Source organism: Sphingobium limneticum, from assembly GCF_008710165.1.
Taxonomy (GTDB): domain Bacteria; phylum Pseudomonadota; class Alphaproteobacteria; order Sphingomonadales; family Sphingomonadaceae; genus Sphingobium; species Sphingobium limneticum.
This window is the reverse complement of record NZ_VYQA01000005.1, coordinates 73,900-98,820: the sequence shown is the minus strand read 5'-3', so window position 1 is coordinate 98,820 and position 24,921 is coordinate 73,900. Positions and strand designations below refer to the sequence as shown.

The 24,921-nt window shown below is 63.5% G+C and carries 24 protein-coding genes, 1 tRNA gene and 1 pseudogene; 11 read left to right on the top strand and 15 right to left on the bottom strand.

Features of this window, described 5'->3' with window-relative positions; translation table 11 throughout:
* Positions 1-173: 173 nt before the first annotated feature.
* Both F4U95_RS08465 and F4U95_RS08460 read right to left on the bottom strand, forming a co-directional pair.
* A tRNA-Pro gene (locus tag F4U95_RS08465) sits at positions 174-250 on the bottom strand.
* 115 nt (positions 251-365) lie between these two features.
* Positions 366-665, bottom strand: coding sequence for a hypothetical protein (locus tag F4U95_RS08460; RefSeq protein ID WP_120250265.1), 300 nt, complete (start codon positions 663-665; stop codon positions 366-368).
* 368 nt (positions 666-1,033) lie between these two features.
* On the opposite strand from F4U95_RS08460, the gene F4U95_RS08455 reads away from it, so the two are divergent.
* From F4U95_RS08455 to F4U95_RS08445, 3 genes are all read left to right on the top strand, one after another.
* Positions 1,034-1,990 carry a thymidylate synthase gene (locus F4U95_RS08455; RefSeq protein WP_150425343.1) on the top strand — a complete coding sequence of 319 codons (957 nt, stop codon included), beginning with the start codon at positions 1,034-1,036 and terminating at the stop codon, positions 1,988-1,990.
* A gap of 223 nt (positions 1,991-2,213) precedes the next feature.
* Positions 2,214-2,822 carry a flavodoxin family protein gene (locus F4U95_RS08450; RefSeq protein ID WP_150425342.1) on the top strand — a complete coding sequence of 203 codons (609 nt, stop codon included), beginning with the start codon at positions 2,214-2,216 and terminating at the stop codon, positions 2,820-2,822.
* A 5-nt stretch (positions 2,823-2,827) separates the two neighbouring features.
* Positions 2,828-3,775, top strand: a complete 948-nt coding sequence (locus tag F4U95_RS08445; protein ID WP_150425341.1) for a cation diffusion facilitator family transporter — start codon at positions 2,828-2,830, stop codon at positions 3,773-3,775.
* On the opposite strand, the gene F4U95_RS08440 is transcribed toward F4U95_RS08445, so the two are convergent.
* From F4U95_RS08440 to coxB, 8 genes are all read right to left on the bottom strand, one after another.
* Positions 3,772-4,707, bottom strand: a complete 936-nt coding sequence (locus F4U95_RS08440) for a cation efflux transmembrane domain-containing protein (protein WP_150425340.1) — start codon at positions 4,705-4,707, stop codon at positions 3,772-3,774. The genes F4U95_RS08445 and F4U95_RS08440 overlap by 4 nt on opposite strands.
* Positions 4,704-5,150, bottom strand: coding sequence for a type 2 periplasmic-binding domain-containing protein (locus tag F4U95_RS08435; RefSeq protein WP_150425339.1), 447 nt, complete (start codon positions 5,148-5,150; stop codon positions 4,704-4,706). The genes F4U95_RS08440 and F4U95_RS08435 overlap by 4 nt, the downstream gene beginning before the upstream one ends.
* Before the next feature lie 119 nt (positions 5,151-5,269).
* Positions 5,270-6,667 (bottom strand): amidohydrolase family protein, encoded by a 1,398-nt coding sequence (locus F4U95_RS08430; RefSeq protein WP_150425338.1) that lies wholly within the window; start codon positions 6,665-6,667, stop codon positions 5,270-5,272.
* Positions 6,664-7,698, bottom strand: a complete 1,035-nt coding sequence (locus F4U95_RS08425) for a c-type cytochrome (protein WP_150425337.1) — start codon at positions 7,696-7,698, stop codon at positions 6,664-6,666. The genes F4U95_RS08430 and F4U95_RS08425 overlap by 4 nt, the downstream gene beginning before the upstream one ends.
* Positions 7,695-8,285: a cytochrome c oxidase assembly protein gene (locus tag F4U95_RS08420; protein WP_150425336.1), complete on the bottom strand. Its 591-nt coding sequence runs from the start codon at positions 8,283-8,285 to the stop codon at positions 7,695-7,697. Before F4U95_RS08420 ends, F4U95_RS08425 begins: the two co-directional genes overlap by 4 nt.
* The gene (locus F4U95_RS08415; protein WP_150425335.1) at positions 8,282-8,662 is read right to left on the bottom strand and encodes a hypothetical protein; all 381 of its coding nucleotides are present in this window, start codon (positions 8,660-8,662) and stop codon (positions 8,282-8,284) included. The genes F4U95_RS08420 and F4U95_RS08415 overlap by 4 nt, the downstream gene beginning before the upstream one ends.
* Complete coding sequence (gene ctaD / locus F4U95_RS08410; RefSeq protein WP_150425334.1) at positions 8,659-11,181, bottom strand: cytochrome c oxidase subunit I; 2,523 nt, start codon at positions 11,179-11,181, stop codon at positions 8,659-8,661. The genes F4U95_RS08415 and ctaD overlap by 4 nt, the downstream gene beginning before the upstream one ends.
* Positions 11,178-12,149, bottom strand: a complete 972-nt coding sequence (coxB, locus tag F4U95_RS08405) for a cytochrome c oxidase subunit II (protein ID WP_150425333.1) — start codon at positions 12,147-12,149, stop codon at positions 11,178-11,180. Before coxB ends, ctaD begins: the two co-directional genes overlap by 4 nt.
* 176 nt (positions 12,150-12,325) lie before the next feature.
* Here coxB and F4U95_RS08400 point away from each other — a divergent pair, with 176 nt between their 5' ends.
* Both F4U95_RS08400 and F4U95_RS08395 read left to right on the top strand, forming a co-directional pair.
* Entirely contained in the window at positions 12,326-12,982 is a 657-nt protein-coding gene (locus F4U95_RS08400; protein WP_150425332.1) for a sigma-70 family RNA polymerase sigma factor, read from the top strand.
* A 66-nt stretch (positions 12,983-13,048) separates the two neighbouring features.
* The gene (locus tag F4U95_RS08395; RefSeq protein ID WP_150425331.1) at positions 13,049-13,921 is read left to right on the top strand and encodes a formate/nitrite transporter family protein; all 873 of its coding nucleotides are present in this window, start codon (positions 13,049-13,051) and stop codon (positions 13,919-13,921) included.
* Positions 13,922-13,955: 34 nt separating this feature from the next.
* On the opposite strand, the gene F4U95_RS08390 is transcribed toward F4U95_RS08395, so the two are convergent.
* On the bottom strand, positions 13,956-14,939 hold the full coding sequence (locus F4U95_RS08390; protein WP_246171537.1) for a L,D-transpeptidase family protein: 984 nt from the start codon (positions 14,937-14,939) through the stop codon (positions 13,956-13,958).
* Positions 14,940-15,079: 140 nt separating this feature from the next.
* Between F4U95_RS08390 and mepK the strand changes: the two genes are divergently transcribed.
* Positions 15,080-15,625, top strand: a complete 546-nt coding sequence (gene mepK, locus F4U95_RS08385) for a peptidoglycan L,D-endopeptidase MepK (RefSeq protein WP_150425329.1) — start codon at positions 15,080-15,082, stop codon at positions 15,623-15,625.
* Positions 15,626-15,645: 20 nt separating this feature from the next.
* On the opposite strand, the gene F4U95_RS08380 is transcribed toward mepK, so the two are convergent.
* Genes F4U95_RS08380 through F4U95_RS08365 form a run of 4 tightly spaced genes read right to left on the bottom strand, consistent with a single transcriptional unit; the run spans position 15,646 to position 19,512 of the window.
* Positions 15,646-17,064: a L,D-transpeptidase family protein gene (locus F4U95_RS08380; protein WP_150425328.1), complete on the bottom strand. Its 1,419-nt coding sequence runs from the start codon at positions 17,062-17,064 to the stop codon at positions 15,646-15,648.
* A gap of 56 nt (positions 17,065-17,120) precedes the next feature.
* The gene (locus F4U95_RS08375) at positions 17,121-17,771 is read right to left on the bottom strand and encodes a retropepsin-like aspartic protease family protein (protein WP_150425327.1); all 651 of its coding nucleotides are present in this window, start codon (positions 17,769-17,771) and stop codon (positions 17,121-17,123) included.
* Complete coding sequence (locus F4U95_RS08370; protein WP_150425326.1) at positions 17,768-19,084, bottom strand: PQQ-dependent sugar dehydrogenase; 1,317 nt, start codon at positions 19,082-19,084, stop codon at positions 17,768-17,770. The genes F4U95_RS08375 and F4U95_RS08370 overlap by 4 nt, the downstream gene beginning before the upstream one ends.
* On the bottom strand, positions 19,084-19,512 hold the full coding sequence (locus F4U95_RS08365) for a DUF2231 domain-containing protein (RefSeq protein WP_150425325.1): 429 nt from the start codon (positions 19,510-19,512) through the stop codon (positions 19,084-19,086). The genes F4U95_RS08370 and F4U95_RS08365 overlap by 1 nt, the downstream gene beginning before the upstream one ends.
* A 210-nt stretch (positions 19,513-19,722) precedes the next feature.
* On the opposite strand from F4U95_RS08365, the gene F4U95_RS08360 reads away from it, so the two are divergent.
* From F4U95_RS08360 to F4U95_RS08340, 5 genes and pseudogenes are all read left to right on the top strand, one after another.
* Positions 19,723-20,577 (top strand): SirB1 family protein, encoded by an 855-nt coding sequence (locus tag F4U95_RS08360; protein WP_150425324.1) that lies wholly within the window; start codon positions 19,723-19,725, stop codon positions 20,575-20,577.
* 182 nt (positions 20,578-20,759) lie between these two features.
* Positions 20,760-20,942, top strand: a pseudogene (locus F4U95_RS08355) (thymidylate synthase); the annotation flags it as partial.
* Positions 20,943-21,040: 98 nt separating this feature from the next.
* The gene (locus F4U95_RS08350) at positions 21,041-22,336 is read left to right on the top strand and encodes a 3-methyl-2-oxobutanoate dehydrogenase (2-methylpropanoyl-transferring) subunit alpha (RefSeq protein WP_150425322.1); all 1,296 of its coding nucleotides are present in this window, start codon (positions 21,041-21,043) and stop codon (positions 22,334-22,336) included.
* 237 nt (positions 22,337-22,573) lie between these two features.
* On the top strand, positions 22,574-23,578 hold the full coding sequence (locus tag F4U95_RS08345; protein WP_150425496.1) for an alpha-ketoacid dehydrogenase subunit beta: 1,005 nt from the start codon (positions 22,574-22,576) through the stop codon (positions 23,576-23,578).
* Positions 23,579-23,584: 6 nt separating this feature from the next.
* Positions 23,585-24,898, top strand: a complete 1,314-nt coding sequence (locus F4U95_RS08340; RefSeq protein ID WP_150425321.1) for a dihydrolipoamide acetyltransferase family protein — start codon at positions 23,585-23,587, stop codon at positions 24,896-24,898.
* Positions 24,899-24,921 lie beyond the last annotated feature (23 nt).

Below are 24,921 nucleotides of genomic sequence, written 5' to 3'. Positions count from 1 at the left end.
GGGTCAAACATCTTTTACGGATGCACAAGAACCATCGGCATAGTTTCGACACATGTCATCTGTCGAAAAATTGCACCGGAAGCACACCGGAATGGACGGCGGGCAGACGCAAAAAATCGGCGGCGATGGCTATGCCATCCCGCTGATAATTCGCTTCTTCCTGTGAAGAAAGTTGGTCGGGGAAAGAGGATTCGAACCTCCGGCCCCTGCCTCCCGAAGACAGTGCTCTACCAGGCTGAGCTATTCCCCGACCGATGCCGAAGCCGCTTTGTGGGCGGCCCCGTAAGGCAGGAGTGCGCCTATAGAGAGGGGTTTGGAGGCTGGCAAGCGGGCAATGACGTTTTTTTGCAATGATCGCAAAATGATCAGAGCAGCCCCGCCGCGCGGAAGCTGAAACGGGCGGGGCCGGCCTGAATGACATGGTCGGCAAGCTGCATGTCGAGCGGGCGCAGGCGGCGGGCGAGCAGGCGGGTCAGCATGATGTCGTCAGGGCGGGGCAGGGAACTGGCGCCGGCGGCGCGTTGCTGGATCAGAGCCAGCCAGCGGCCATCCGTTGCCAACAGCCTGCCGAACGTCCCGCGCCAATCGGATTGCAACGGAATGACGCCGTTCGGCCGCCAGTCCGCATCGAGCAACGCCAGCAGGAAGGTGTCGCGATCCGTCATGGCGGCAGCATGATGGAACGGGCAGGGCGCATGCCAGCACAAGTTGATCCATTATGGTGGAGTGGACATCGACGATCGCCCAGGATCGGGGTGAGGGCGATACCGGGTTATGGCCCGCCCATCCAGATCCGGATGCCCATATATCAATTGTGCGGGCGTCGGTACGCGGTCGATCCTGAGCGCCAAGATGTGATTCGCGCCAGGCCCGGATCGCGCCGGCCACTCTTTCACCGGCTGGAATGTGGCGGACGCTTCGCCAGAAGCGCTGCTGCCCTGCCACATTCATGCCGCCCGATGGTCAAGCGCCATCAATGGGCGTCGGGTAATCGAACGTCGGGCTGCGATTGTGCGTTTGATATCGTGTTTGCATGCGCTCTCCCTTATACAGGCGGCTGTTGGTAGCGGAGGCATTTGAGTTGGTAGCGCAGAACGGGCATCCCGAGGGTCAATATCTGGACCTGATGCGACATATTCTGGAGAATGGCGACGAACGTGTCGACCGGACGGGCGTGGGTACGCGCTCAGTCTTTGGAGCGACGGCGCGATTCGACCTGTCGGACGGGACTGCGCCGATCATCACCACGAAGCGGGTCTACTGGAAGACCTCTATCAAGGAGATGCTCTGGTTCCTGAAGGGGGGCACGAACATCCAGGATCTGCTGCGCGACAATGTACGGATCTGGAGCGATTGGCCGCTCGCCACCTACCGGCGCGAGACTGGGGAAGACATTGATCAGGACGCATTTGAGCGTCGTATCGTCGAGGACGATGATTTTGCTGCGCGCTGGGGTGAATTAGGGCCTGTCTATGGCAAGCAATGGCGGCGTTGGGCCGGCCCTGACGGGCAGGAGCATGATCAGATCGCTCAACTCGTCACGACGCTCAAGGACAATCCATCTAGCCGCAGAATGCTGTTCCACGCCTGGAATGTGGCCGAGTTGGGCGAAATGGCGCTTCCCCCCTGCCACATGGTCTATCAATATCATGTCACCTCGGACGGGCGTCTGAACTGCCTGATGTTTCAGAGGTCCGTCGATGTCCTGTTGGGGCTGCCCTTCAACCTGGTGGGCGCCACGGCTCTTCAGATGATGCTGGCGCAACAGGCGGATCTGCTTCCCGGTGAGTTTGTGTGGATGGCCGGCGATGCCCATCTCTATCTGAACCACCTCGATCAGGCGCGAGAGCAACTGACGCGAGAGCCGCGGCATTTCCCCAAAATGCGCCTGGTCCGCCGGCCTGATAGCATTGATGGCTACAGGATCGATGATTTCGAGGTCGAGGGCTATGATCCGCACGCTGCCATCAAGGCCGACGTGGCCGTCTAGCTTGTAACGCCTTGCTACATGGTCATGCTGGTGCGGCGACCGTTCGGGCCTGGGCGAGAGTTCGCTCGCATGCCCGGGCGACTCATCGTCATGGATCGTCTCGGCCGTGTCGCTCGACAATTATCGCCTTGGTCGCAAAGAACCCATCGATCGCTCAAGAGTTATGCCTGCGATGAACGGACGGTCGCATCCTGCGGTCGCCAAGATCCAAAGGACATGATCGATGCCGCTCAAGGCCCTGGCGCTCAATTGCACCCTCAAGGCGGATACCGGCGAGGATAGCTCGACCGATGCCATGATCGCCGTTCTGGCAAAGGCTTTCGGTGAGAAGGATGTTTCCGTCACCGAAACCGTTCGGATCGCCGCGCTCAATATCAAGCCCGGCGTCACCTCCGATGAAGGTGATGGCGACGCCTGGCCGGCGCTGCGGGAAAAGATCCTGGCCCACGATATCCTGATTTTTGGCGGTCCCATCTGGATGGGCCAGATCAGCAGCGTCGCCAAGCGCGTGCTGGAGCGCATGGACGCTTTCCTGTCCGAGACTGACGACCAGGGACGAATGCCCAGCTATGGCAAGGTCGCGGTCGCGGCCATCGTGGGCAATGAAGACGGCGCACATTTCTCGTCGGCCCAGCTTTTCCAGGCGCTTAACGATGTCGGCTGGACCATTCCGGCGGTCGCCGCCTGCTATTGGGTCGGCGAAGCGATGGGATCGACCGACTTCAAGGATCTGAAGGAAACGCCCGAAATGGTGACGAAGACCGCCAAGATGGTGGCAGGCAATGCCACGCATCTGGCAGGTCTGCTGCAATCCAGCCCCTATCCGGGTTGAGCCGCATGGCGGGTCTGTCGGGCAGGTTTCGCGAGAATATCGTTCTTTACGGCGCCCTGCTCGCCAATGTCGGGATCGCCATCGCCAAATTCGTGGCGGCGGCGATCAGCGGCTCCTCCTCCATGCTGACCGAAGGCGTGCATTCCCTGGTGGACAGCGGCAATCAGCTGTTGCTGCTTTATGGACAGGCCAAGGCGAAGCGTCCCGCCGATGCCAGCCACCCGTTCGGCTATGGGCGCGAGCTGTATTTCTGGGCCTTCGTCGTCGCGATCCTGATCTTCGCGGTGGGGGCTGGTGTCTCGATCTATGAAGGCTGGGTGCATATCGCCCAGCCGGAGCCGCTGCGCGATCCGACGATCAACTATGTGGTGCTGGGCGTCGCCGTGCTTCTGGAAGGGACGAGCTGGGCCATCGCCGTGCGCGAATTCAACGGGAAGCGCGGTGCGAGCAGCTGGTGGCAGTCGATTCGCCGGTCCAAGGATCCGGCAGGGTTCATCGTTCTGTTCGAGGACAGCGCGGCCCTGATCGGGCTTGGTATCGCCGGTGTCGGCGTCTGGGCCAGCCATCATTATGCCGATCCCCGCATTGACGGTGTGGCGTCGATCGCGATCGGCCTGATCCTGGCCGGTGTCGCCGTCCTGCTCGCGCGCGAGGCCAAGGGGCTGTTGATCGGGGAGAGCGCGGACCCCGCCATCGTCGCTATTGTCTGGGCGACCCTCGACAAGCGGCCGCAGATCAGCGCGGTCAACCATGTCCGTACCATTCATACCGCGCCCGACGCCGTATTCGTGGCGATCAGCGCCGATTTCGTCGACGATTTGCCGATGGGTGAGGCGGAAAGCCTGATCGAGGATATCGAGCGCGAGATGAAGGCACGCGTGCCGGAGCTGACTTCCATCTATATCCGGCCAGAGAAACAGGCCGATGCGATCCGCCAACCGCCGCCGATCTAGCTTTTCTCGTCCGCCTCCATTGGCGGGATGAAGCTGACTTGCGCCAGTCGCCAGGCTCTATCCTCATCGTCGGGCCAATAATGTCGGGGATGGCGGCATTCCGACGGTGGGTGGGCATCATGTACTTCGGCCCGGATCAGCCGCCCGGTTTCGCGCAGCCGGACGGTGGCATCGGGAAATTCTGCCTGCAACCGATCGCGTACCTTCTGCGCGTCCTGGGACAGGTCCGTGCTGGAAAGAGCGCGCGGCGCGCCGTCGACCAGTTCGGCGGTGGAGGAGCGTAGCGCCTTGATCCCGTCATTGAGCACATCGACTGAAATGATCGCCGCCGCGAGCGAATCCGCCCACCACCAGCCAAGGCCGAGGCCGATGATGCCGGCCAATCCCGCCGCGCCCGTCAGCCAGTTGGCCTTGTTCATCAGCGCGTCGGTATGGAGCAGCTTGTCATTGAGCTGCTTTGCCAGCGGCAATTCCTTGCGCCCGATGAACAGGGGCGGGATCAGCGAATAGATTTGCGCGGCGAGCATCAGCCAGCCGAGCCACAGATCGTGCCCCAAAATGACGATCGAGCCGACGGTCGCATGCTCCTGCGTGCCGAGCGCCATCAGCGCATTATAGAGCAACAGCGCGCCGACTGCCGTCAGCGCGACCGCCGCCACGAAAAACCCAAGCCCGTTGACCCGCTCGAAGCCGAAAGGAAAGCGGCGCGAGCGATGGCTGTGGCGCTCCATATGCGCGGCGATCAGGAACATGACCGGCGGGACGAGACCCAGCGTGTCCTCGATCCAGGCGGTCTTCATCGTCTCGCTCTGACCCAGCACCAGCCCCATCGTGACGATGATGGTGAGCGTCCAGAAGATGTTCCAATATTCAAGGCGGATCGCCCTGGCCATCGGCTCGCGCAATTCCTGTGGCAGGCTGGTCCGGCTCATTGGTCGCGTGCCTCCTGCGATATCGCGCGGCTGGCGCGCTCGACCGTCATGATCCAGCGATTTTCGCCATTACGCATCGCGGCTTTGAGCTTGATCGGCGCGTCTCTGGTGCCGCTGGTCGAAAGGGCAGGCGCGAAGGCGACGTCCGCCGCCCATGGGCTGTCCGCCGTGAAGCGGCCGATGACGAGGTCGATCCTGCCTTCGTCCAGTTGCTGGAACAGAGGCTCTCCCGAACCGCTGCGCCATTGCGCGCGCGCTTTGGTGCGCCGCTCGATTTCTTCGACAAGTCTGCCGACCTGCGGCGCTGAGCGAATGGCGGGATCGGCCAGTGCTACGGTGAAGATGCGGTTCCGCTCGATCCGTGTCGATGTGCCAGCCGGGTCGCGCGGCAACGCGTCGCAGGCGCCGAGCAAAAGTAGCGCGAAGGCGGCTCCTCGCATCATTCGGCAGCTTCCTTGTGCGCGGGGCTTCGATCGAAGCGAGACATGGTTTCTTTCTGGATCGTTGCTAGCGAACAACGCGCGAAACGACGAAAGGGCCAATTGCATGCACAGCAGAAGCTCTAGATGGCAGCGGCCGATCGAATTTTTGCGATGGATGCGCTTGCCTTGGCGCGGATCGCCGGCAGATCTACCCGCACCAACTGGCCGTCGCGCTTGTGCGCAACGCCGTCGATCAGGACGAGCGACACATTGTCGGGGCGGGCGGCATGGGTCAGCAGCGATGGCAGATCGGCGGCGGGTGCGGTGTTCAGCGCATCCACCCGTACCGCAATGATATCGGCGCGCATGCCCGGCGCCAGCGCACCGACCTGCTGCCCCAGGCCCAGGCTTCGGGCGCCATCTATCGTGGCCCAGCGCAGGGCTGTCATGTCCTCCATCAACAGCTGATTGCGAGAGAGCCCGCGCGCAAGATCCGTCGACAGGCGCATCACCGAGAACATATCTGCCTGTCCCGCCAGCACCATATTGTCGACGGACAGGCCAAGGAGCAGACCCGCGGCGATCATGTCGGCTATGGGCGGCACGCCATAGCCGACCTCCAATTCGGTCCAGGGGCTGATCGACACGGGCGATCCTGCCTGTGCGACGCGATCCATGTCGGCGCGCGATGCGGCGGTCAGATGGACGAGTTGTACGTCGGCCCCGAGGCCTTTGCGCGCCGCCAGTGCCGCGATGCCGCCACTGGCGGCCGATTTCGGATCGGACGCCATATGTGTGGAGATCGGCAGCCCAAGTCGGCGCGCGACGTCCCATTCCGCCTGCCAGACAGGCGGGGCCGAACGATCCGGGCCACGCGCGCAGATTCCGATGGAGACGAGGTTCGAAGGGCGCCTGCGCGCGATCGTGGACAGATGGTCGAGGTTCATCGGCTGGTCCTTGCCGACATCTTGGGCGTAGCCATAGGCGAAGCGACCGCGAACGCCGGATCGGATCATGGCGGCGATTTCCGCATCCGCATGGGCGGGGCTGCGCACATTATGCGCCCAGTTGTGCACGGTAGTGATGCCGCTGTTCACCGCCTCGGCGAGCGCCAGATCCACGCTGATGGCGACGTCGGCAGGCGTAAAATGGGGCGATATCGCGGCCATGGTCGGCATGAAGCCGCCCTTCGCGCTGCGCCACAGCCCCCGCGCCGCCGTGTTCCACATATGCCAGTGGGTATCGACGAAACCGGGCATCAGGACATGGCCGGACAGGTCGATCACATCCGCATCGCCCGCAGGCAGGTCGGGACCGATCGCCTCGATCCGCCCCTGGTGGATCAGCATGTCCGTTTTCGCGCGCGGCGGGTCGGTCATCGTCAGCAGATGATCCGCACCACGCAGCAGCAGGCGACGAGGGGGCGCCGCTCGCGCCGGCATGGTCATCCCCCATGCAGCGGTCGCCAGCATGGCGCTTGCCTTTCTGCGGTTGATGATGGTCGACAATGGCAATCCTTTCCGGTCGGGCAAGCTCATGGTTCAGCGAAAGCGGCGGCGATCGCATCGATCTGATCCGGCGGAATCCGGCGCGCGATGACGGCCATGCCATCTGCGGGCTTGCGCGCGTCGACCACGGTCGGATCGCCCTGCCATTGGCGCAGACGGGCGGCGAGATAGGTGCGCTTTTGGCCGGACAGCATAGGCGCGTCCTTGCCGGGCGCATGGCAATTGCCGCAGGCGGGAAGCTGCCGTGCAGGATCGCCTTTCGCTATGATGGGCAAGGTCGGGATGGGCCGCTGTGCAAGCCCCGGCATGGCGGCGAAATGCGCTGCCAGCCGCGCCATCTCTTCATCGGTCAGTGTCGCAGCGGCCACCTGCATCGGCGCGCTCTTGCGAGTGCCAGACGCATAATTGCGCAGAGCCGCAAGAAGAGAGGCCGGTTTCTGGCCGCCCAGCACGGGAATATCGGGCTGGCCACGACCGCGCCCGTCGCTGCCATGGCAAGAGGTGCAGGCGGCCAGCGTGCCGGGGCGTGTGCCCGGCAGATCGACGGACAAGGGTTCCTCAATCAGCGCGCGATATTGCTCCGGTGTCATGCCGGGCAGGCGGCGCACGAAACCGACCATTCGCCAGACCTCGTCATCGCGCTCCGTGGCGGGCCAGGCCGGCATGGCGGTGAGTTTGACGCCGTGCCGGATGATCCAGAACAGTTCGCGATCGGTCCATTCCTGCGCGGTGACGGACAGGTCCGGGGCAGGGGGCGTCGACGCCTGCATGACGGGGGATGGCTTCACGCCCGGCGCACCGTGGCAGACTTGGCAGGCCTGACGGAAATGGCCGGCGGCGCTGACCAGGTCGCGATCGGGCGCCTGGCCTTCGGGGGTCTGGAGCGCCGAATAGGTCCGCACCGAATTGCGCATGACCCAGTGCAGGAACCAGTCGGTGACTTTCCAGTGGCCCGAGGACGCCGATATCTGCATCGCGCCCGACCAGGCGAAGACCATGCCCGCTGCCAACAGGATGGAGATCGTCAGGATCACGCGTTTCCAGGTGATACGGATGGTCATGCCGGCGCGTCCTCCCTCGCCTTGAGCAATCCGGCGAGCAGGACGAGGCCGCCGATCATGTAGCTGGCGCCGCCGATGACGAGCATCACCACGCCGCCCAATTGCTGGTCGGCCAGCGTATCGAGGCCGAAATAGATGCCGTGATGGGCGTATAGCGGGCGCGGCGCGAGGCCGATCAGGACGCCCAGCAAGGTCATGTGCATGGAGGTCAACAGCAAGGCGCCGATGCCGGCGATCCGCTGTGGCGCATGCAGGACGGATGACCAGAGCAGCAGGCCAGCTAGAAGGAAGCAGGCCTGTTCGATCGCCATGACCATCCACGATCCATGGGCGGCGGCGCGCAGGGCGGGCAGGTGCCAGAGCCAGACGGTAGCAAGTTCGACCAGCATCATCGCCATGGGAGAAACGACGTGCGGCAAACGCATCGCCGGGTCGGCGCGCGTGCCAGACATGCCAAAGGCGATCAGCGGCGCGGCGACAGCCACGGCGGTCATGTGGGCAACCATATGCCCCGTCATGCCCATGTCGCTGGCGATCAGGCCCAATGGCAGGAGCGCTAGGCCGGTGAAGAGACACGCCCGCCTCACAAGCAATCGCGCAGAAAGATGACGGGCAGGGACGTGAAGAGCACGCCCACGAAGCTGAGGCACGCGAGCAACAGCGTCGATTTCGCAAGGAAGCGCAGCCGGTCGATATCGGTCGAATCCTCATGCGGCGGGCTGGCACCGGGTATGCGGCCCTGGTTCCAGGCGATCCAGCCGGACAGAGCGATCAGGATGAGGGCAAGGAAGGTGCCGACGACGAACAGCGTAGGGAAGGTCGCAAAGGCGCCCGCCTTCGCGCATGATATGGCCGCCCAGAGATAGGAGAAGAGGAAATGCCCCGCCCAGATGGTCGGCGGCACGATCAGCGTCCACAGCGTGACCTTGAGTCGTTCGGACCAATGGCGGCGGCGATCCTTCATGACAGGCTCGGGAACAGGCCGATGGTCGCATAGGCGACGATGGCGGTGAGGGCGAAAAAGTGCATGTAGACGGTGACGTTTCGGATGTCGGCGTCATGCTGCGGGTCCATGCGGCGGGCGATGCTGCGGGCCAGCGCGTAACTCTGCATGATCGCGGCGATGCCGGCATGGGCGACCGTCCAGACGGTGAGCGTCCACACGATCGCGGGGTAGCTATGGTTTTCCGGGTCCATGCCGTGGGTCCATGGCCCGGCAAGCCCTGCGGCGATCCCGGCGAGGCTGGTCGCTATGCCCAGCATCAGCAACAGGCGCGCGATCCCGACGCTGCCCCGCGCATGGACGTCACGCGCGGCGATGGTGGCGAGCCAGCTTGTCACGCCGAGCACCAGCGCCACCATCGGCCAGTACATGCCCGGCCCGTCCGCCATCGCCATTGGTGGGAAATCGGCATGTCGGGTCCAGAAGAAATAATAGCCGAAGACGAGGCCGGAAAAGGCGGTCGCATCCGCCATCATGGTGATGAACATCGCCCACCATCCCGGCGCGGCGGGGCCGGAGATGTAGAGCGGCAGTTCGATCCCATGGCCGATCGGCTTGCACGGCTTTTCCGGGATTTCGGCCGTGCCGGTCCACAGCCACCATATGGCGCAGGCCAATGTCGCAACGGCGCAGACCAGCGCCGCCCAGTAGAGATGATAGGTGGTCAGGATGAAGACGCCGCCAAGCGACAGGGCGGTCAGGATCGGAATGACGCTGGGTGTGCCGAGGCGGATCACCGCCAGCGGCCGGGCGTCGAGCACGGTCGTCACGATCGTCTCGCGCCGGCCTTCCTCCGCGTCGGGCAGGAAGAAGCGGCCTTCATCGACCTTCTGCACGAAATCCTTCTGGTCCCAGATCGGGTAGCGGCTTTCGATAAGTGGAATGGATCGGATGCCCCAATCCTCGTCATCGGGATGCGCCAGCCATTCGAGCGTTCCGGCGCCCCAGGGATTGCGCTGCGCCTTCGCCCGGCGGGGCGAGAGGCACAGGTCCACGCAGATCACCGCCACGCCCGCCGCGAACAGCCATGCTCCCAGGGTGGACGCCATGTTGAGGCCGCCCAGCCCGAGTTCTTCCGGATAGGTGAAGACGCGGCGCGGCATGCCCATCAACCCAGAGAAATGCATGGGAAAGAAGGTCAGGTTCGCGCCGACGAACAGCATCCAGAAGGCGATGCGGCCGAGGCGGTCGGACAGCCTCTTTCCCGTGACCAGCGGCCAGTAATAATAGAGGCCCGCAAACAGCGGCAGCAGCGTACCGCCGATCAGCACATAATGGAGGTGCGCGACGATGAAATAGGTGTCGTGCGCCTGCCAGTCGAATGGCGCGACCGCGACCATCACGCCGGTGAGGCCGCCGATGACGAAGATGGCGAGGCTGCCCGTCGCATAGAGCAGCGGTGTCGACCAGGTGACGCGGCCCGCCCATAAGGTCGCGATAAAGGCGAAGATCTGCACCGCCGTCGGGATGGCCACGGCTTCCGATGCGGCAGAAAAGAAAGCGAGGCTGATCTTGGGCAGGCCGGTCGTGAACATGTGGTGGACCCACAGGCCGAAGGACAGGAAGGCGGTGCCCACCGCCGCCAGCACGATCCACGGATAGCCCAGCAAATGGCGGTTGGAGAAGGTCGGCACCAGCATCGCGAACAGGGCAATAGAGGGCAGGAAGACGATATAGACTTCCGGATGGCCGAAGATCCAGAACAGGTGCTGCCACAGCAGCGGGTCGCCGCCCCGGCTCGCGTCGAAGAAGGGCCAGTTCAGCAGCCGCTCCATCTCGAACAATATGTCGCCCGCGATCAGTGGCGGAAAGGCGAACAGGATCATCACCGCCACCACCAGGATGTACCAGGCGTAGAGCGGCATCAGGTTCAGCCGCATGCCCGGTGGCCGGCATTTGAGGACGCCGACGATCAGTTCGACCGCAGCGGCGACCGACGACACTTCGATGAAGGATAGGCCGAGCATCCAGATGTCGGCGCCAAGGCCGGACAGGTCCGTCCGCGTGGTGAGCGGGGGATACATGAACCAGCCGCCATCGGGCGCGGCGTTGAAGAAGATGGAGCCGCCCACGAATACGCCGCCCAGAAGGAAGGACCAGTAGCCAAAGGCGGAGAGGCGCGGGAAGGGGAGGTCGCGCGCCCCCAGAAGCTGAGGCAGCAGGATGATCGACACCGCCTCGAACATCGGCACGGCGAACAGGAACATCATCATCGAGCCGTGCAGTGTGAACAGCTGGTTGAACGTGCCTGCGCTCACCAGATCATTGTCCGGCACGGCGAGCTGCGTGCGCATGATGAGCGCCAGCACGCCGGCGAACAGCATGAAGGCGAAGGCGGTCAGCACATACCAGACGCCGACCCGATTATTGTTGCAGTCGGTCCAGCGCAGGAACAGGCCGCTCGGTGGCTTCCATACCGCGCGAAGCCGCTCTTCCTGTGCGGCGCGGAGCGCGGGATCGTCCTGATCGTGCAGGCTCATCGCATGCCCTTGAGATAATGGGCGATGGCGCGGGCTTCCTCTTGGCTGAGTTGCGGATAGGCGGGCATGCGCACGCCGGGCTTGCTGACCTGCGGTGCGCGGATGAAGGTGGCGATATTGTCGATGGTGGGAGGCAATATGCCCGCGCCCAGCGTCCGCCGCTCGCCGAAACGGCTGAGGTCGGGGCCGATGGTGCCGGCATGGGGCGTGCCCCGGACGCCATGGCAGGCGCCGCATCCCTGGGCATCGAACAGGGCGCGGCCGGGCGTGGCGATGGCCGGCAGAGGCACGATGGCACGGGCGTCGGCCATCCATGTGTCGAAGGCTGCCGGCTCCATCGCGATCACGTCGAACGCCATGAGCGCATGGCTGAGTCCGCAAAACTCCGCGCATACGCCGCGATAGCGTCCCGGCTTCTCGGCTTTCACCACCAGCCGGTTGGTGCGGCCGGGGATCATGTCCATCTTGCCGGCAAGACCGGGGATCCAGAAACTGTGGATCACGTCCGTCGCGCCAAGTTCGAACAGCACCGTACGACCGACAGGCAGGCGTATCTCATTGGCGGAGAGGAGCGGCGTGGCTTCGCCCGGCGGTCGATAGGCGACCCGCCACCAAAATTGTTCGCCCTCTACCCGGATGACGAGATCGGCAGGACTGGCGGGGCGCGGCCGCATCGCGGGCAGGGCGTAGAGCAATAGCGCCGTCAGGATCAGCGTGGGTCCGATCGCGCCGACCCACAGGATCATGCGCATACCTTGATGATGGTCCAGGCTATGTTCGGGCGCGCGGACGGCGCGGATGTAGAGCGTGGCCGTGATCGCGAGGATGACGACCGCCCCGACGGTCAGCACGATGGCGATATGCCGGATATCGCGTGCGTCTGCACCAAAGACGGACAGGGTCGATTGCTGCGCGTTGCAACCGCTCAGGCATAGGAGCGCGATAATGAGAGTGCAGGCGCGTGCCATCGTCTGGCTGAAGTCCCCCGATTGCGGCTGTAATCCTTCAAACCCGCAAAAGCGCTGGAGGTTCAAACATTTCTGCACCGCAATAAAGTGCGGACAATCATGCCCTATCCATTTCGCAACCGGAACCGATGCCGTGCCGGAATGTTCTTACATTAACTATTCACGAAGGGGATCATATGTCGGACGCCATCTCGACGCAGGACGCACCTGCCAGCCTGACCGACGCAGCCTTCAAGGGCGAGCTTAGCCGTGTGATCCCCCAATTGCGTGCTTTTGCCCGCAGCCTTTGCGGTAATCACGATCTGGCCGACGACCTTGTCCAGGAAACGATGCTCAAGGCATGGGCGGCGCGGGACCGCTATATGGCCGGCACGAACTTCCGCGCCTGGTCCTTCACGATCCTGCGCAACCATTATTTCAGCCTGACCCGTCGCCTCCGCTTCACCGGGGAGTGGGATGATCTCGTCGCGGACCGTGTTCTGGCTGCGCCGGCTTCGCAAGACACCAGCATCCAGTTGCGCGACCTGATGCGTGCACTCATGCAGCTACCCGAACCGCAGCGCGAGGCCCTGATCCTCGTCGGTGCCGGCGGGATTTCCTACGAAGAGACGGCCGATATCACGGGTGTCGCCGTCGGGACGGTGAAGAGCCGGGTTGCGCGGGCGCGCGCGGCGCTGGAAGCCCTGATGAACGGCGGCGTTCTGGAAATCGCGCGCAGCGACTTCGACGTTACGGAAGATGCGGTCGTCAGCATTTTTGCCTATCTCGACAGGATCCAGACCCGCCAAGCGGGGCGACCGGGTGTGTCGGGCCTGCTGGCACTGGCCGCCTGATCGGATGACGAGGCGAAGCACGATCCAGCCCGACTTCGTGTCTTCGATCCGTCAAAGCCGTGGTCGATGACGTCTGATCAGGATCAGCCTTCGGCGGATGATCCCAGCGTCCCTGACGATGCCCTGTCGCCCGATGAAGCACAGGATGTCCTGCGGCGTCAGGCCAGTTCCCATATGGTCGTGCATGAAGCCGTGCGGCTTCAGGGCGAAGAAGAACTGGCGCGGCCGGTCGTCGCTCTGCTGCTGTCTGGGCTCGCCGCGGGCCTTGCCATCACCATATCCTTTCTGGCCGAACTCTATCTGCGCATGCGCCTGCCGGACGAGCGCTGGGCCGAACTCGTCTATCTGCTGGGCTATCCCGTCGGCTATGTGATCGTCATCATGGGGCGGCTTCAGTTGTTCACAGAAAGCACCGTCACCGCTGTGCTGCCCGTTGCGGCGCGGCCGAGCATCACCGGATTGGCGAAGCTTGCAAGGCTATGGTCCGTCGTATTGACCGCAAATCTGATCGGTGTGCTGATCGTGGTCGCGCTGATGGCGGGCGAGGTCATCATTACCCATGAGCAGCGGCTCGTCGCGATCGATATCCTGCAAAAACTTCCCGCGCAGGGCGCCATCAAAACGCTGACGCTGGGTATTCCGGCTGGCTTCCTCATGGCGTCCATCGCCTGGCTTCTGCCCAATGCCAAAGGCAGCGAGTTCTGGGTCATTTCGCTGCTGACATATGTCATCGCGCTCGGTGGTTTCAGCCATGTCGTGACCGGCTTTTCGCAGACGGCCTTTCTCTGGCTGAATGGTCTCATGACCCTGACGGAGATGCTGCGCGACTTTCTTTTGCCCGCGCTCGTCGGCAACATTATCGGCGGCACGGGGCTGTTCGCCGTGCTGGCACATGGCCAGATGCGGGGCGACAGCGAAGCGGCGGAAGACAAGCGCTAGGCGGCGACGTCCCGCTCACCTGCGCTTGAGATTGTCATTCCTGAAAGACGACCTGCGTTGCGGTACTGGTCATCTGCGCGAGGCGCGCGGCATCCCAGTTGCTCAACCGGACGCAGCCATGGCTTTGCGAGCGTCCTATCCGGGCCGGTTCCGGCGTTCCGTGAATGCCATAATGGGGTTTGTTGAGGTCGATCCAGACCACGCCGACGGGATTGTTGGGGCCGGGCGGCAATACGGCTTTCCCGTCGCTTTCGGCGGCATCCCAGAACAGATCCGGATTATAATGATAGGTCGGCAGAAAGGCGATGGCGTGTATGCTCCATTTGCCGATCGGCAGGGGATCATGCGCGCTGCCTGTGGTCGCGGGAAATTGCGCAACCAGGCGATCCTGGCTGTCATAGACTTTGAGCAGGCTTTCGGATTTGTCGACGACGATCTTCGCCGCCTGGGGTTGCCGTGCGCCGATGTTGAGGGTGGCGAGCGTGTCGCGCCATTGCGGTGACAGGCTGACGTCATAGGCGCGATCGGCTGGGATCAGGCTGGGCAGTCGCAATTCCATACCGGCCTGTGGCGCCCTTAATGCCGGATTGAGCGCGAGCAGAAGTTGCGGCGTCGTATGGAAGCGCTCGGCCAGTCGTTCCACGATATCGCGATATCCAAGATGGGGCAGCGCGGCCTGATCGACGATCTTGGGAGGGATGTCGGGTGTGAAGTCAGCGGTAAGCGCATCGTCCTTCAGCACCATGGTCATGAGCGCGGGGGCGGCATCCTTGTCCAGGGCAGCGCGCGTGCCGCCGTCAAGTTCTCCAGATTGCGGCAGTCCCTGGGCGGCCTGATATCCCTTCAACGCTGCTGCGAAGAAGCGACCCTTTCGCCCGTCGATGACCCCCGGACCAAAGCCCGCCCGGTCCAGCTGGACCTGAGCGCGGAATATGGCGACGTCGATATTCGCGGGCAAGGACGCGGCGTGCGTCGCTTCAGCCGGTTTGGGGGCTTGCCCGACTGCTTGGATCGACACAAGACCAGCGGTGGCCAAAATCAGACAATACCATGGAACCCGTCTTTTCATTCGGTAAATGCACCCTATATCTCAGTGAGATAAGCAACGCGCGGGTGCGGCTTTATCTCCCTGACGCGATTTCGGGACGAACGACTTACATGATGATGGATAGACGGGCGGTGCTGCTGGGCGCCGCCGCTTGTGGTGCATCGCAGCTTTTTCCTGCCACCACATGGGCCGCTCTGCCCGAGCGGCGCCTGTTGTTTCGCAATGCGCACAATGGGGAGAAAGTGGATGTCTGCTATTATTCGGGTGGACGGCTGCGTGCTTCGGGCATTGCGGAGCTCAATCACTTCCTGCGCGATTGGCGCACCGGCGAAGTGACCCGCATGGACACCGATCTGTTCGACACGCTGGTGCAGTTGCATGCGGCGACCGGGGCGGACAAGCGAGCCTATTTTACGCTCATTTCCGGTTATCGATCACCCAAGACCAACGCGCGGCTGCATCTCGGCAGTCATGGCGTCGCGTCCAAGAGCCAGCACATGCGAGGCAAGGCGGTGGACATCCAACTGCGTAATGTCCGCCTTGCCAGCCTTCAGAAAGCGGCGCTTTCTTTGAAGGCTGGCGGCGTCGGCTATTATCCCGATGACGGGTTCGTCCATGTCGATACGGGGCCGGTGCGCCGCTGGAACGGCAATTAGGGTTCGGCTTTAGTCGGCCATCACGGACCGATGTCGGAGCCGGCGCCGCGCAGCCGCGCACCGCTGCCGGCCTTGAAGCCGAGCGCGACCGAAATTCGGTCGTTCCAGCCATAGGGATCGGCGCGCACCACCGGTTCGCCCTGATCGTCGAACAGGACGGTCTGGTACAGCATGCGAACCGGTATCTCGCGGGGTAAGGGGACGAAGCTTTCCTTCCCCGTCGCACGGGCCTTGTTCCATTCGTCCACAATCCCGGCGTCCTGCGCCAGCATCGCGGCGAAGCCCTCCGCATCTTCGACCCGGACGCAGCCATGGCTGCGCTGGCGCTGCACCTGCGCAAACAACTGCTTCGCTGGGGTATCGTGCAGATAAATCTGATGCTCGTTCTTCATGTCGAACTTGACGAGGCCAAGCGAGTTTTTCGGTCCGGGCTGCTGGACGATCCATCCGTCCTTTCGCACCATATTGTTGCGCCGTAGATAGGCCGCGCCCTTGCCGGCAATTTCCTTTCGCTCGATCGAGCGGGGGACGGTCCAGGTCGGGTTCGCCACCAGGCGATAGATGGGCGATCCCAGCTGCGGCGTTTCCGTGTCGGGCTCACCGACCACGACCTTGCGGACATTGGCGAGCTTGCCATCGCGCCAGTAGCTGAGCCGCGCGGCGGCCAGGTTGACGTCGATCCGCGTGGCGGGCGGAGTGCGATCGAGCCAGCGCGTGCGCTCCATGGCGACGGCGATGGCCCGTGCGCGGTCGGCATCGGACAGGTTCAGGATTTCCAATGCCTGGGTGCCGATCGAGCCGTCCGGCTTGATGCCGAAGTCCTGCTGCATCCGCTTGACAGCCTGCACCATCGGCTCTCTATAGCGCTCGCCGCCCGCCTGCCCCTTGTCGAGATAGTCGGACGCGACCAGTTGCCGCGCGATGGCAGGCATGCGGCCATCGCTCTGTCCCGGTTCGATGGCCTTGCTCGTGGCGGGAATGGCTGCGGCGGGTGCCTCGGCTTGGCGAGTCAGCGCGAGATAGGCTTTCGACAGCGCCCGATATTCGTCGCTTTGGGGGGCGAGGCTTTCCAGCCAGTCTGACAGCTTGTTCTCGGCCATCGCCTTGGCAAGGCCTGCGCGCAGATCGGGGTTGGGGCGCGCGACGGTGTAGACGTCGTAAAGCTTCGTCGGATCACTATCGCCATGGGCCAAGGCTGCGGCATAACGTAGCGCGACCTCCGTCTGCGCCTCTGGCCCGTTATCCTTCGCATCGAAATTCAGATGGTCCAGACCATGCCGGGCACGATGATCGATCGCTTCACGCAACTGGCGCAGATTGCCGTCCGTCCACTGCGCCTTGCCAGCCGAGGCCGTGCTGTTCTGGGTCGTTACATTGTCGCAGGCGACGAGAGGGAGGGACAGGGCAAATATCGAACCAGCAATCAGAAGTCGGCGCACATCATATCCCTTTTCACGTCAGATATGGTCAACGCGCCACGGCGCTTTGCGCTCCGTCATGCCGCCTTATCAGGGCGATGCGGGACCATGATCAATGTCCTTCCTTCGACGCGCCAGGACGCCAGCTGCGACAGGAAATTCATGCCCAATATGTCGATCGGGCCGAGGGCTGGGGATATGACCGTTTTCAGGTTGCGCGCCTCGATCGTGCCGACGGTGAGCCGGTCGATCGAGCCGGTTTCCGCGCGCACGGCGCCATTGGCCGTTTGAAGGATCACGGGCATCAGGCCGGCCCCCTTGTCAACATCGGCCTCCGCCGCGGTCTTTTCGGAAATCGCCGATATGGTCGCGCCGCTGTCGATCAACATGCGCCGTTGGACGCCATTGATCGACACGCGTGCCCAGAAATGTCCGTCAGGGCGCATGGCGATGCGTACATCCCGGCCCGTCACGCGTTGATCGTCGAGGCCAAGTTGCGACTTTATCCGCGAGAGCGTGGGATCGAATGGTGCCTGCTGAAACAGAAAGAAGAGGCAGAGCGCGAGCATCCCGACCGAGAACAAAGCGCGGAAGATGCGGCCGACGAACGGAATGTTGAACAGGATGATGAGGATGATGGCAGCACCGACGGCATAGATCGCCAGTTGCTGCCATTCGGGATTGGCGCTGATCTCGACCGGCCCGCGCCAGCGCAGGGCTGCGATCATCGTGCAGGCGCGGGACGGGCGGGGGCGACCCGCCAGACCGTGTTCGACAGGTCGTCGGCCACGATGAGGCTCTCGCGCGACGGATCATAAGTCACGCCGACCGGGCGACCGCGCGCATGGCCATCCTTGATGAAGCCGGTCAGGAAATCGACAGGCTTTCCTGCCGGCCGACCATTGGCGAACGGCACCCAGACGACCTTGTAGCCCGACAGATCCTGCCGGTTCCAGCTGCCATGCTGCCCGATAAAGGCACCCTGTGCGAACGACGGACCAAGGCCGGCCCCGGTCACGAAACTGAGGCCGAGGGCCGCGACATGAGAGCCCAGAGCATAATCCGGACGGATCGCCTTTTCGACCATCTTGGGGTTCTGGGGGTGGACGCGCGGATCGACATGACGGCCCCAATAGCTGTAGGGCCAACCGTAGAAGCCGCCTGGACGCACGGACGTCAGATAATCCGGCACAAGCTGCGGCCCGAGTTCGTCCCGCTCGTTCACGACCGACCAGAGTGCCTGCGTCTGCGGATTGATGGCAAGGGCAGTGGGATTGCGGATGCCGCTGGCAAAAGTGCGATGCGCGCCGGTCGCGCGGTCGATTTCCCAGATGACGGCGCGATCTTCCTCGACCGCCATCCCGCGCTCGCCCACATTGCTGTTGGATCCGATGCCGACATAGAGTTTCGTGCCATCCGCGCTCGCGGTCAGCGCCTTGGTCCAATGATGGTTGAGGCGGGATGGGAGCGTGGTGACTTCCTGACCGGGCGTGGCGATCCGCGTCATGCCGTCACGATAGGGGAAGCGCAGCAGGGCATCCTGATTGGCGACGTACAGGCTGCCGTCCACGAAAGCGAGGCCGTAAGGCGCATTGAGGCCGTCGATGAAAGTGGTGCGCACTTCCGCCTTGCCATCGCCATCCGCGTCGCGGAGCAGCGTGATGCGATTGCCGCCCTTGACCGGCGTCTTGCCCATGCTCTTGATATAGCCGGCGATCACATCCTTGGGGCGCATGGGCGGCGCGCTGCCGCCTGACCCTTCCGCCACCAGGATGTCGCCATTGGGCAGGACGAGCGTCTGGCGTGGTATTTTGAGGTCGGTCGCCAGTGCGGTCACGGTAAAACCTTGCGGCGCGGTCGGGCTTTCGCCACCCCAGCCCTCTGGCGTGGCGATCCTGATCGGCGGCACCAGCGTCTGGCGCTGCCCCGGCAGGTCGGGATTGGCGCCGGTCTGATCGAGTCCGGGCTGGCTGTCGCCGCAGCCGGCGAGCGCGAGGGCGAAGATGGCGGCGCAAAGGCTGCGCGGGCGAGCGATGCTCATCAAGCAATCTCCCTGACGGTGCGGTGAGCGACCCAACTGGCCGACAGGGCGAAGACCATGCTGATGATCGACAGGATGAGGCCGGTGACGCCGACCGAACTCCAGGCGTCCTGACTATGCTGAAACGCGTTTATCAGGCCCGCAATCCACATGATGGCGATCAGCAGCGCGTAGATCAGCGATGGCTGCCGATGGGCATGGCGCCGGGCGCCGATCGCCAGAATGATGCTCCAGATCAGCACCAAGCCGCCACCCAGCAGGGCGCCCACGATCAGCCATGAGGAGAAATTGGTCCACTGGATTTCCGCGGTCTGAAGATAGGTGATGTCGGTCAGCAGCGCGACCGTGAACAGTGCCACGGGAAAAGCGAGGAGCAGGCCGTGCAAGGGATGCAGCAAGGGCCTGACGCCCGTAGGTCTATTGGGCAAGGATGCTCTCCTGCACGAAGGGGAATGGGGGGGTAATGCGCCGGCTGCTCAAATGGTTGCGCGCCACTGACGCATCGCAGCAGGCCGTCATCTGTGGCAATCAGCGAAGGCAGTCCCCATCTCCGGGCAAATGGAGGAATTGATGGCGATCGGCGAAAACATGGACGCACGGGTTTCGGACACAGGCAGTGCCCGGAAGGAGGGGGTGGCTTGACCAGCCTTGCCGAGACGATCGGGTATATCGGGTTACTCGAAGACGAGGATATCGAGTTGGATAGCGCCGCGCTGGCGCTCAGTTCGCTCGATCATGAAGGGCGGGATATTGAGCCCTATCTGGATCAACTGCGCCACATCAGCGAAGCGGTCGAGGCTGCGTGCGAACAGCGCCTCGACGAAGATCTGGCGTCTGGCGAAGCGCAGGGCGCGTTGCTTGCAGAGGTGATTGGCGAGACTCTGGGTTTTGCCGGCGATCGCGACAGCTATGACGCACCGCTCAATGCCGACATGATCCGGGTTCTCGACCGGCGCCGCGGTTTGCCGGTCAGCCTCTCCATCCTGTACGTGGCGGCTGCGCGCCGCATGGGCTGGCGATCGGACGCCCTCAATACGCCCAGCCATGTGCTGGTGAGCATAGGGCCTGAGGGCGCGCCGGCCCTGATCGATCCGTTCAACGGCGGCCGGCTGGTCACGCCCGAGCAGTTGCTCGCCTTGCTCGAACAAGTGTCGGGTGCTGGCGGTTGGCCGAGCGAGGTGCATGTCGCCCCCATGTCGAACCGGATGACGCTCGTGCGCCTTCTCCTCAATCAGGCCAGCCGCGCAGAGCAGGCGGGCGACACGATTCGCGCCAAGGCGCTTTACGAGCGCATGACCGTGATGGCGCCCGATCATGACGCGGGCTGGTGGGAACTGGCCCGGCTTCAACTCGTCCACCGCGAAGTCGATGCGGCGCGAGCCAGCCTGGGGGCGATGCTGGAAGTGACTCGGGATACCGAGCGCCGCGCCCACATCCATGCCGCGCTGGTCCAGTTGACGACAGGCGGTGGATCGAAAAAACAGCGTCGATGAGGCATTAAGGCTTTTTTTGCCGGGAACCGCAAAGCGGGCCGCTGGTTATTGAAGCTGTCGGACGCATCATTTTGCCCCCCGCTCGATCCGTCCGACCTCCATAGAGGCCCCGCCATCCCCCCGGCGGGGCCTCCTTCTTTTGGGGCAAAAGGGGTCAGCCGGCATCTGCATCACTGCAGGCGCAGATGAACAGGCTTCCATCCGGCATACCGAAATTGCGGATCAATCGGTGGCCTTCGCGTATTTTCATTTATCGCATCGAAGATTTCGAGGTGAGCGATTACGCGCCGCTGGCCCATATTTCCGCGGCGATCATTGTCCGAAAGCCGCCGACGAGACAGCGAGTTGGACAGTCGATCGCATAGAAGACAGGAAAAATGGGTAAGGAAGGCTTGCCTTTCGTGGTGTTGTAATTTAATAATTGCCGCAAGCAATATTATTGCAATGCACCATAGGAGGCAGGATGAGCGATCCCATCGGATCAGGCGTCACGCAAGGGCAGGCCGGGCGGAACCTTCCGCCGCTACGCCTGCATGTGCCAGAGCCGCCCGCGCGGCCCGGCGAAAGCGCCGACTTCACCCATTTCGACATTCCGGCCGCCGATGCCGCGCCGCGTCCCGATGAGACGGCGCAGCCCGGCGACATGCGCGACCTGGCCTATGGGCTGGTCCGCGTGCTGGATGAGGATGGCGCCGCCGTCGGGGCCTGGAACCCCAAGCTGCCGCCTGAGACGCTGTTGCGGATGCTGCGCTATATGGCGCTGACACGCGCGTTCGACGCACGCATGTTCCGTGCTCAGCGGCAGGGCAAGACCAGCTTCTACATGAAGTCCACTGGGGAGGAGGCGGTGTCGATCGGCGCCGCTCTGGCGCTGGCGCGGGACGATATGTGTTTCCCCAGCTATCGCCAGCAGGGCATCTTGCTCGCCCGCGATTGGCCGCTGGTCGACATGATGAACCAGATCTATTCCAATACCGGCGATCGGCTGAAGGGCCGCCAGTTGCCGATCATGTATTCGGCGCGGGAAGCGGGCTTCTTCTCCATCTCCGGCAACCTGACCACCCAATATCCCCAGGCGGTAGGTTGGGCGATGGCCAGCGCGGCGCGGGGTGACACCCGCATCGCGGCGACATGGTGCGGCGAGGGGTCGACGGCGGAGGGCGATTTCCATTCGGCCTGCACTTTCGCCAGCGTCTATCGCGCGCCTGTGATCATGAATGTCGTGAATAACCAATGGGCTATCAGCAGCTTTTCAGGTTTTGCCGGAGCGGAGGCCACGACCTTCGCCGCGCGCGCCGTGGGCTATGGCATTGCTGGACTGCGGGTAGATGGCAATGACATCCTGGCGGTATATGCCGCGACGCGCTGGGCCGCCGACCGGGCGCGGGCCAATGGCGGGCCGACGCTGATCGAGCATTTCACTTATCGCGTCGAGGGGCATAGCACGTCGGATGATCCGACCGCCTATCGCTCCGCCGAGGAAAGCAGCCTCTGGCCGCTGGGCGATCCGATCGCGCGGTTGAAGGCGCATTGCATCACGCTCGGCATCTGGGACGAGGATCGCCACGCCGCGATGGACAAGGAACTGGCCGAGCTGGTCCGCGACGCTGCCCGTGAGGCGGAGAAGAACGGCATATTGGGCCATGGCCTGCATCATCCGATGGAATCGATGTTCGAGGATGTGTTCGAGGAAATGCCCTGGCACCTCAAGGAACAGCAGCAGCAGATGCTGGACGAATGGAAGGCGGCTGGGCTGTGAGCGCGCCCGCTTTTTCCTCGCCCCTTCAGGGGAGAGGATACCGAAGCCTGACGGCTTGCCGTCTGGCGAAGGTTGGAGAGGCGGCATCCAAAGGCCATCTTCTCGTCATTCCCCCTCTCCCAGCTTCGACTAGGCAGCAAGCTGCCAAGTCTTCGCAACCCTCTCCCCTGAAGGGGCGAGGAGAAGGATATGTCCATGACTGACACTCTGATCGATACCCCTGCCGACGTGCAGCAGATGAACATGATCCAGGCGATCAACAGCGCCATGGACGTGATGATGGACCGCGACCCCACCGTGGTCGTGATGGGCGAGGATGTGGGCTTTTTCGGCGGCGTGTTCCGCGCCACCGCCGGCCTTCAGGCGAAACATGGCAAAAATCGCGTGTTCGACACGCCGATCACCGAATGCGGGATCATCGGCGTGGCGGTGGGCATGGGGGCCTATGGCCTGCGGCCAGTGCCGGAAATCCAGTTTGCCGACTATATCTATCCCGCGCTCGATCAGCTGGTGTCGGAAGCTGCGCGGCTGCGCTACCGGTCGGCCGGCGAGTTCATCGCGCCGATGACGGTGCGGTCGCCCTTTGGCGGCGGCATTTTCGGCGGCCAGACCCATAGCCAGTCGCCCGAAGGCATCTTCACCCATTGTTCGGGGATCAAGACAGTAATCCCGTCCACCCCGTATGATGCCAAGGGCCTGCTGATCGCCGCGATCGAAGATAATGATCCGACCATCTTCTTCGAACCCAAGCGCATCTATAACGGCCCGTTCGACGGCCATTATGATACGCCGGCAAAGAGCTGGGCCGGCCATGCAGACGCGCAGGTGCCGGCCGGCTATTATCGCATCCCGCTGGGCAAGGCGCGGATCGCGCGGGAAGGGCAGGCGCTGACCATCCTGTGTTATGGCACGATGGTCCATGTGGTGGAGAATGTGGTCGCGGCGCATGGCGTCGATGCGGAGATTATCGACCTGCGCAGCCTGGTGCCGCTCGACATCGACACGATCGAGCAATCGGTGCGCAAGACCGGCCGCTGCCTGATCGTGCATGAGGCGACGCGGACGTCCGGCTTTGGCGCGGAATTGCTCGCCCAGGTACAGGAACGTTGCTTCTATCATCTCGAAGCACCGATCGAGCGCGTCACCGGCTTCGACACACCCTATCCGCATAGTCTGGAATGGGCCTATTTCCCCGGCCCGGTGCGCATCCGCGAAGCTATCAACAAGATCATGAAGGACTGATCAGTCATGGCACTGTTCACATTCAAACTGCCGGATATCGGCGAAGGCATCGCACAGGCCGAGATCGTCGGCTGGCACGTCAAGGTGGGCGACCGGGTCGAGGAAGACCAGCCGATCGCCGACATGATGACCGACAAGGCGACGGTCGAGATGGAAAGCCCCGTCGCGGGCACGGTCGTGCGGCTGGCCGGCGAACCGGGCGACCAGATTTCGATCGGCGCGATGCTGGTGGAGATAGAGGTGGAGGGCGAAGCCGCCGCTGCGCCGCCGCCGTCGGTCGAAACGATCAAGGCGGAAGTGCCGGGCGATGCTGTGGTTGCGGAAGCCGCCGAAACTCCCCTCCCTATCAGGGCGGGGCCGGGGGTGGGTGGCGAGCGTCGCGAGCCTTCTGCCGTTGCGGACGTTGAACCGCCTGCGGCGGTACCCACCCCAAACCCCTCCCTGAAAGGGAGGGGGGAAGAAGTGGTTTTAGCCTCTCCCGCCGTGCGTGCGCGTGCCAAGGAACTGGGCGTCGATCTTGCCCAGGTGAAGCCTGCCGGCGATCATATCCGCCACTCGGACCTCGACGCCTATCTCCTTTATGGACAGGGGCAGGGCTATCGCCCGGCCGGCCGATCCGCCAGGCGCGCGGACGAACAGGTCAAGGTCATCGGCATGCGTCGCCGTATTGCGGAGAATATGGCGGCGTCCAAGCGCAACATCCCCCATTTCACCTATGTCGAGGAAATCGACGTCACCGCGCTGGAGGAACTGCGCGAGCAGTTGAATGCCCAGCGCGGTGACCGGCCCAAGCTCACCATGCTGCCGCTGCTGATCGTGGCGCTTTGCAAGGCGCTGCCGGATTTCCCGATGCTCAACGCCCGTTATGACGATGAGGCAGGCGTGGTGACGCGGCACGGTTCGGTGCATCTGGGCATGGCGACGCAGACCGACGCGGGCCTGATGGTGCCGGTGATCCGCGATGCGCAGGATCGCAATGTGTGGCAGCTGGCGACCGAAATCCGCCGTCTTGCCGACGCTGCGCGGAGCGGCAAGGCCAAGTCGGAGGAACTGTCCGGATCCACCCTGACCCTGACGTCGCTGGGGCCTTTGGGCGGCATTGCCACCACGCCGGTCATTAATCGGCCCGAAGTCGCGATCATCGGTCCCAATCGCGTGATCGAACGCCCGATATTCAAGGGTAAGGAGATCGTCGCGGCGAAGCTGATGAACCTGTCGATCAGTTGCGACCATCGCGTCGTCGATGGATGGGACGCGGCCAGCTTCGTACAGGCGGTGCGCAAGCTGCTGGAGGCGCCGGCTTTCCTGTTCGTGGATTGAGTATCAGGGCAGGGGCGGGCGGC

Coding starts and splice junctions, on each gene's coding strand:
- coxB (WP_150425333.1), bottom strand. CDS start 12,149: ATGGCACGCGCCTGCACTCTCATTATCGCGCTCCTATGCCTGAGCGGT.
- F4U95_RS08440 (WP_150425340.1), bottom strand. CDS start 4,707: ATGAGCCGGACCAGCCTGCCACAGGAATTGCGCGAGCCGATGGCCAGG.
- F4U95_RS08425 (WP_150425337.1), bottom strand. CDS start 7,698: ATGACCATCCGTATCACCTGGAAACGCGTGATCCTGACGATCTCCATC.
- F4U95_RS08400 (WP_150425332.1), top strand. CDS start 12,326: ATGTCGGACGCCATCTCGACGCAGGACGCACCTGCCAGCCTGACCGAC.
- F4U95_RS08435 (WP_150425339.1), bottom strand. CDS start 5,150: ATGATGCGAGGAGCCGCCTTCGCGCTACTTTTGCTCGGCGCCTGCGAC.
- F4U95_RS08395 (WP_150425331.1), top strand. CDS start 13,049: ATGACGTCTGATCAGGATCAGCCTTCGGCGGATGATCCCAGCGTCCCT.
- F4U95_RS08460 (WP_120250265.1), bottom strand. CDS start 665: ATGACGGATCGCGACACCTTCCTGCTGGCGTTGCTCGATGCGGACTGG.
- F4U95_RS08455 (WP_150425343.1), top strand. CDS start 1,034: ATGCGCTCTCCCTTATACAGGCGGCTGTTGGTAGCGGAGGCATTTGAG.
- F4U95_RS08415 (WP_150425335.1), bottom strand. CDS start 8,662: ATGAAGGATCGCCGCCGCCATTGGTCCGAACGACTCAAGGTCACGCTG.
- F4U95_RS08430 (WP_150425338.1), bottom strand. CDS start 6,667: ATGAGCTTGCCCGACCGGAAAGGATTGCCATTGTCGACCATCATCAAC.
- F4U95_RS08345 (WP_150425496.1), top strand. CDS start 22,574: ATGAACATGATCCAGGCGATCAACAGCGCCATGGACGTGATGATGGAC.
- mepK (WP_150425329.1), top strand. CDS start 15,080: ATGATGATGGATAGACGGGCGGTGCTGCTGGGCGCCGCCGCTTGTGGT.
- F4U95_RS08450 (WP_150425342.1), top strand. CDS start 2,214: ATGCCGCTCAAGGCCCTGGCGCTCAATTGCACCCTCAAGGCGGATACC.
- F4U95_RS08375 (WP_150425327.1), bottom strand. CDS start 17,771: ATGATCGCAGCCCTGCGCTGGCGCGGGCCGGTCGAGATCAGCGCCAAT.
- F4U95_RS08370 (WP_150425326.1), bottom strand. CDS start 19,084: ATGAGCATCGCTCGCCCGCGCAGCCTTTGCGCCGCCATCTTCGCCCTC.
- F4U95_RS08340 (WP_150425321.1), top strand. CDS start 23,585: ATGGCACTGTTCACATTCAAACTGCCGGATATCGGCGAAGGCATCGCA.
- F4U95_RS08445 (WP_150425341.1), top strand. CDS start 2,828: ATGGCGGGTCTGTCGGGCAGGTTTCGCGAGAATATCGTTCTTTACGGC.
- F4U95_RS08350 (WP_150425322.1), top strand. CDS start 21,041: ATGAGCGATCCCATCGGATCAGGCGTCACGCAAGGGCAGGCCGGGCGG.
- ctaD (WP_150425334.1), bottom strand. CDS start 11,181: ATGAGCCTGCACGATCAGGACGATCCCGCGCTCCGCGCCGCACAGGAA.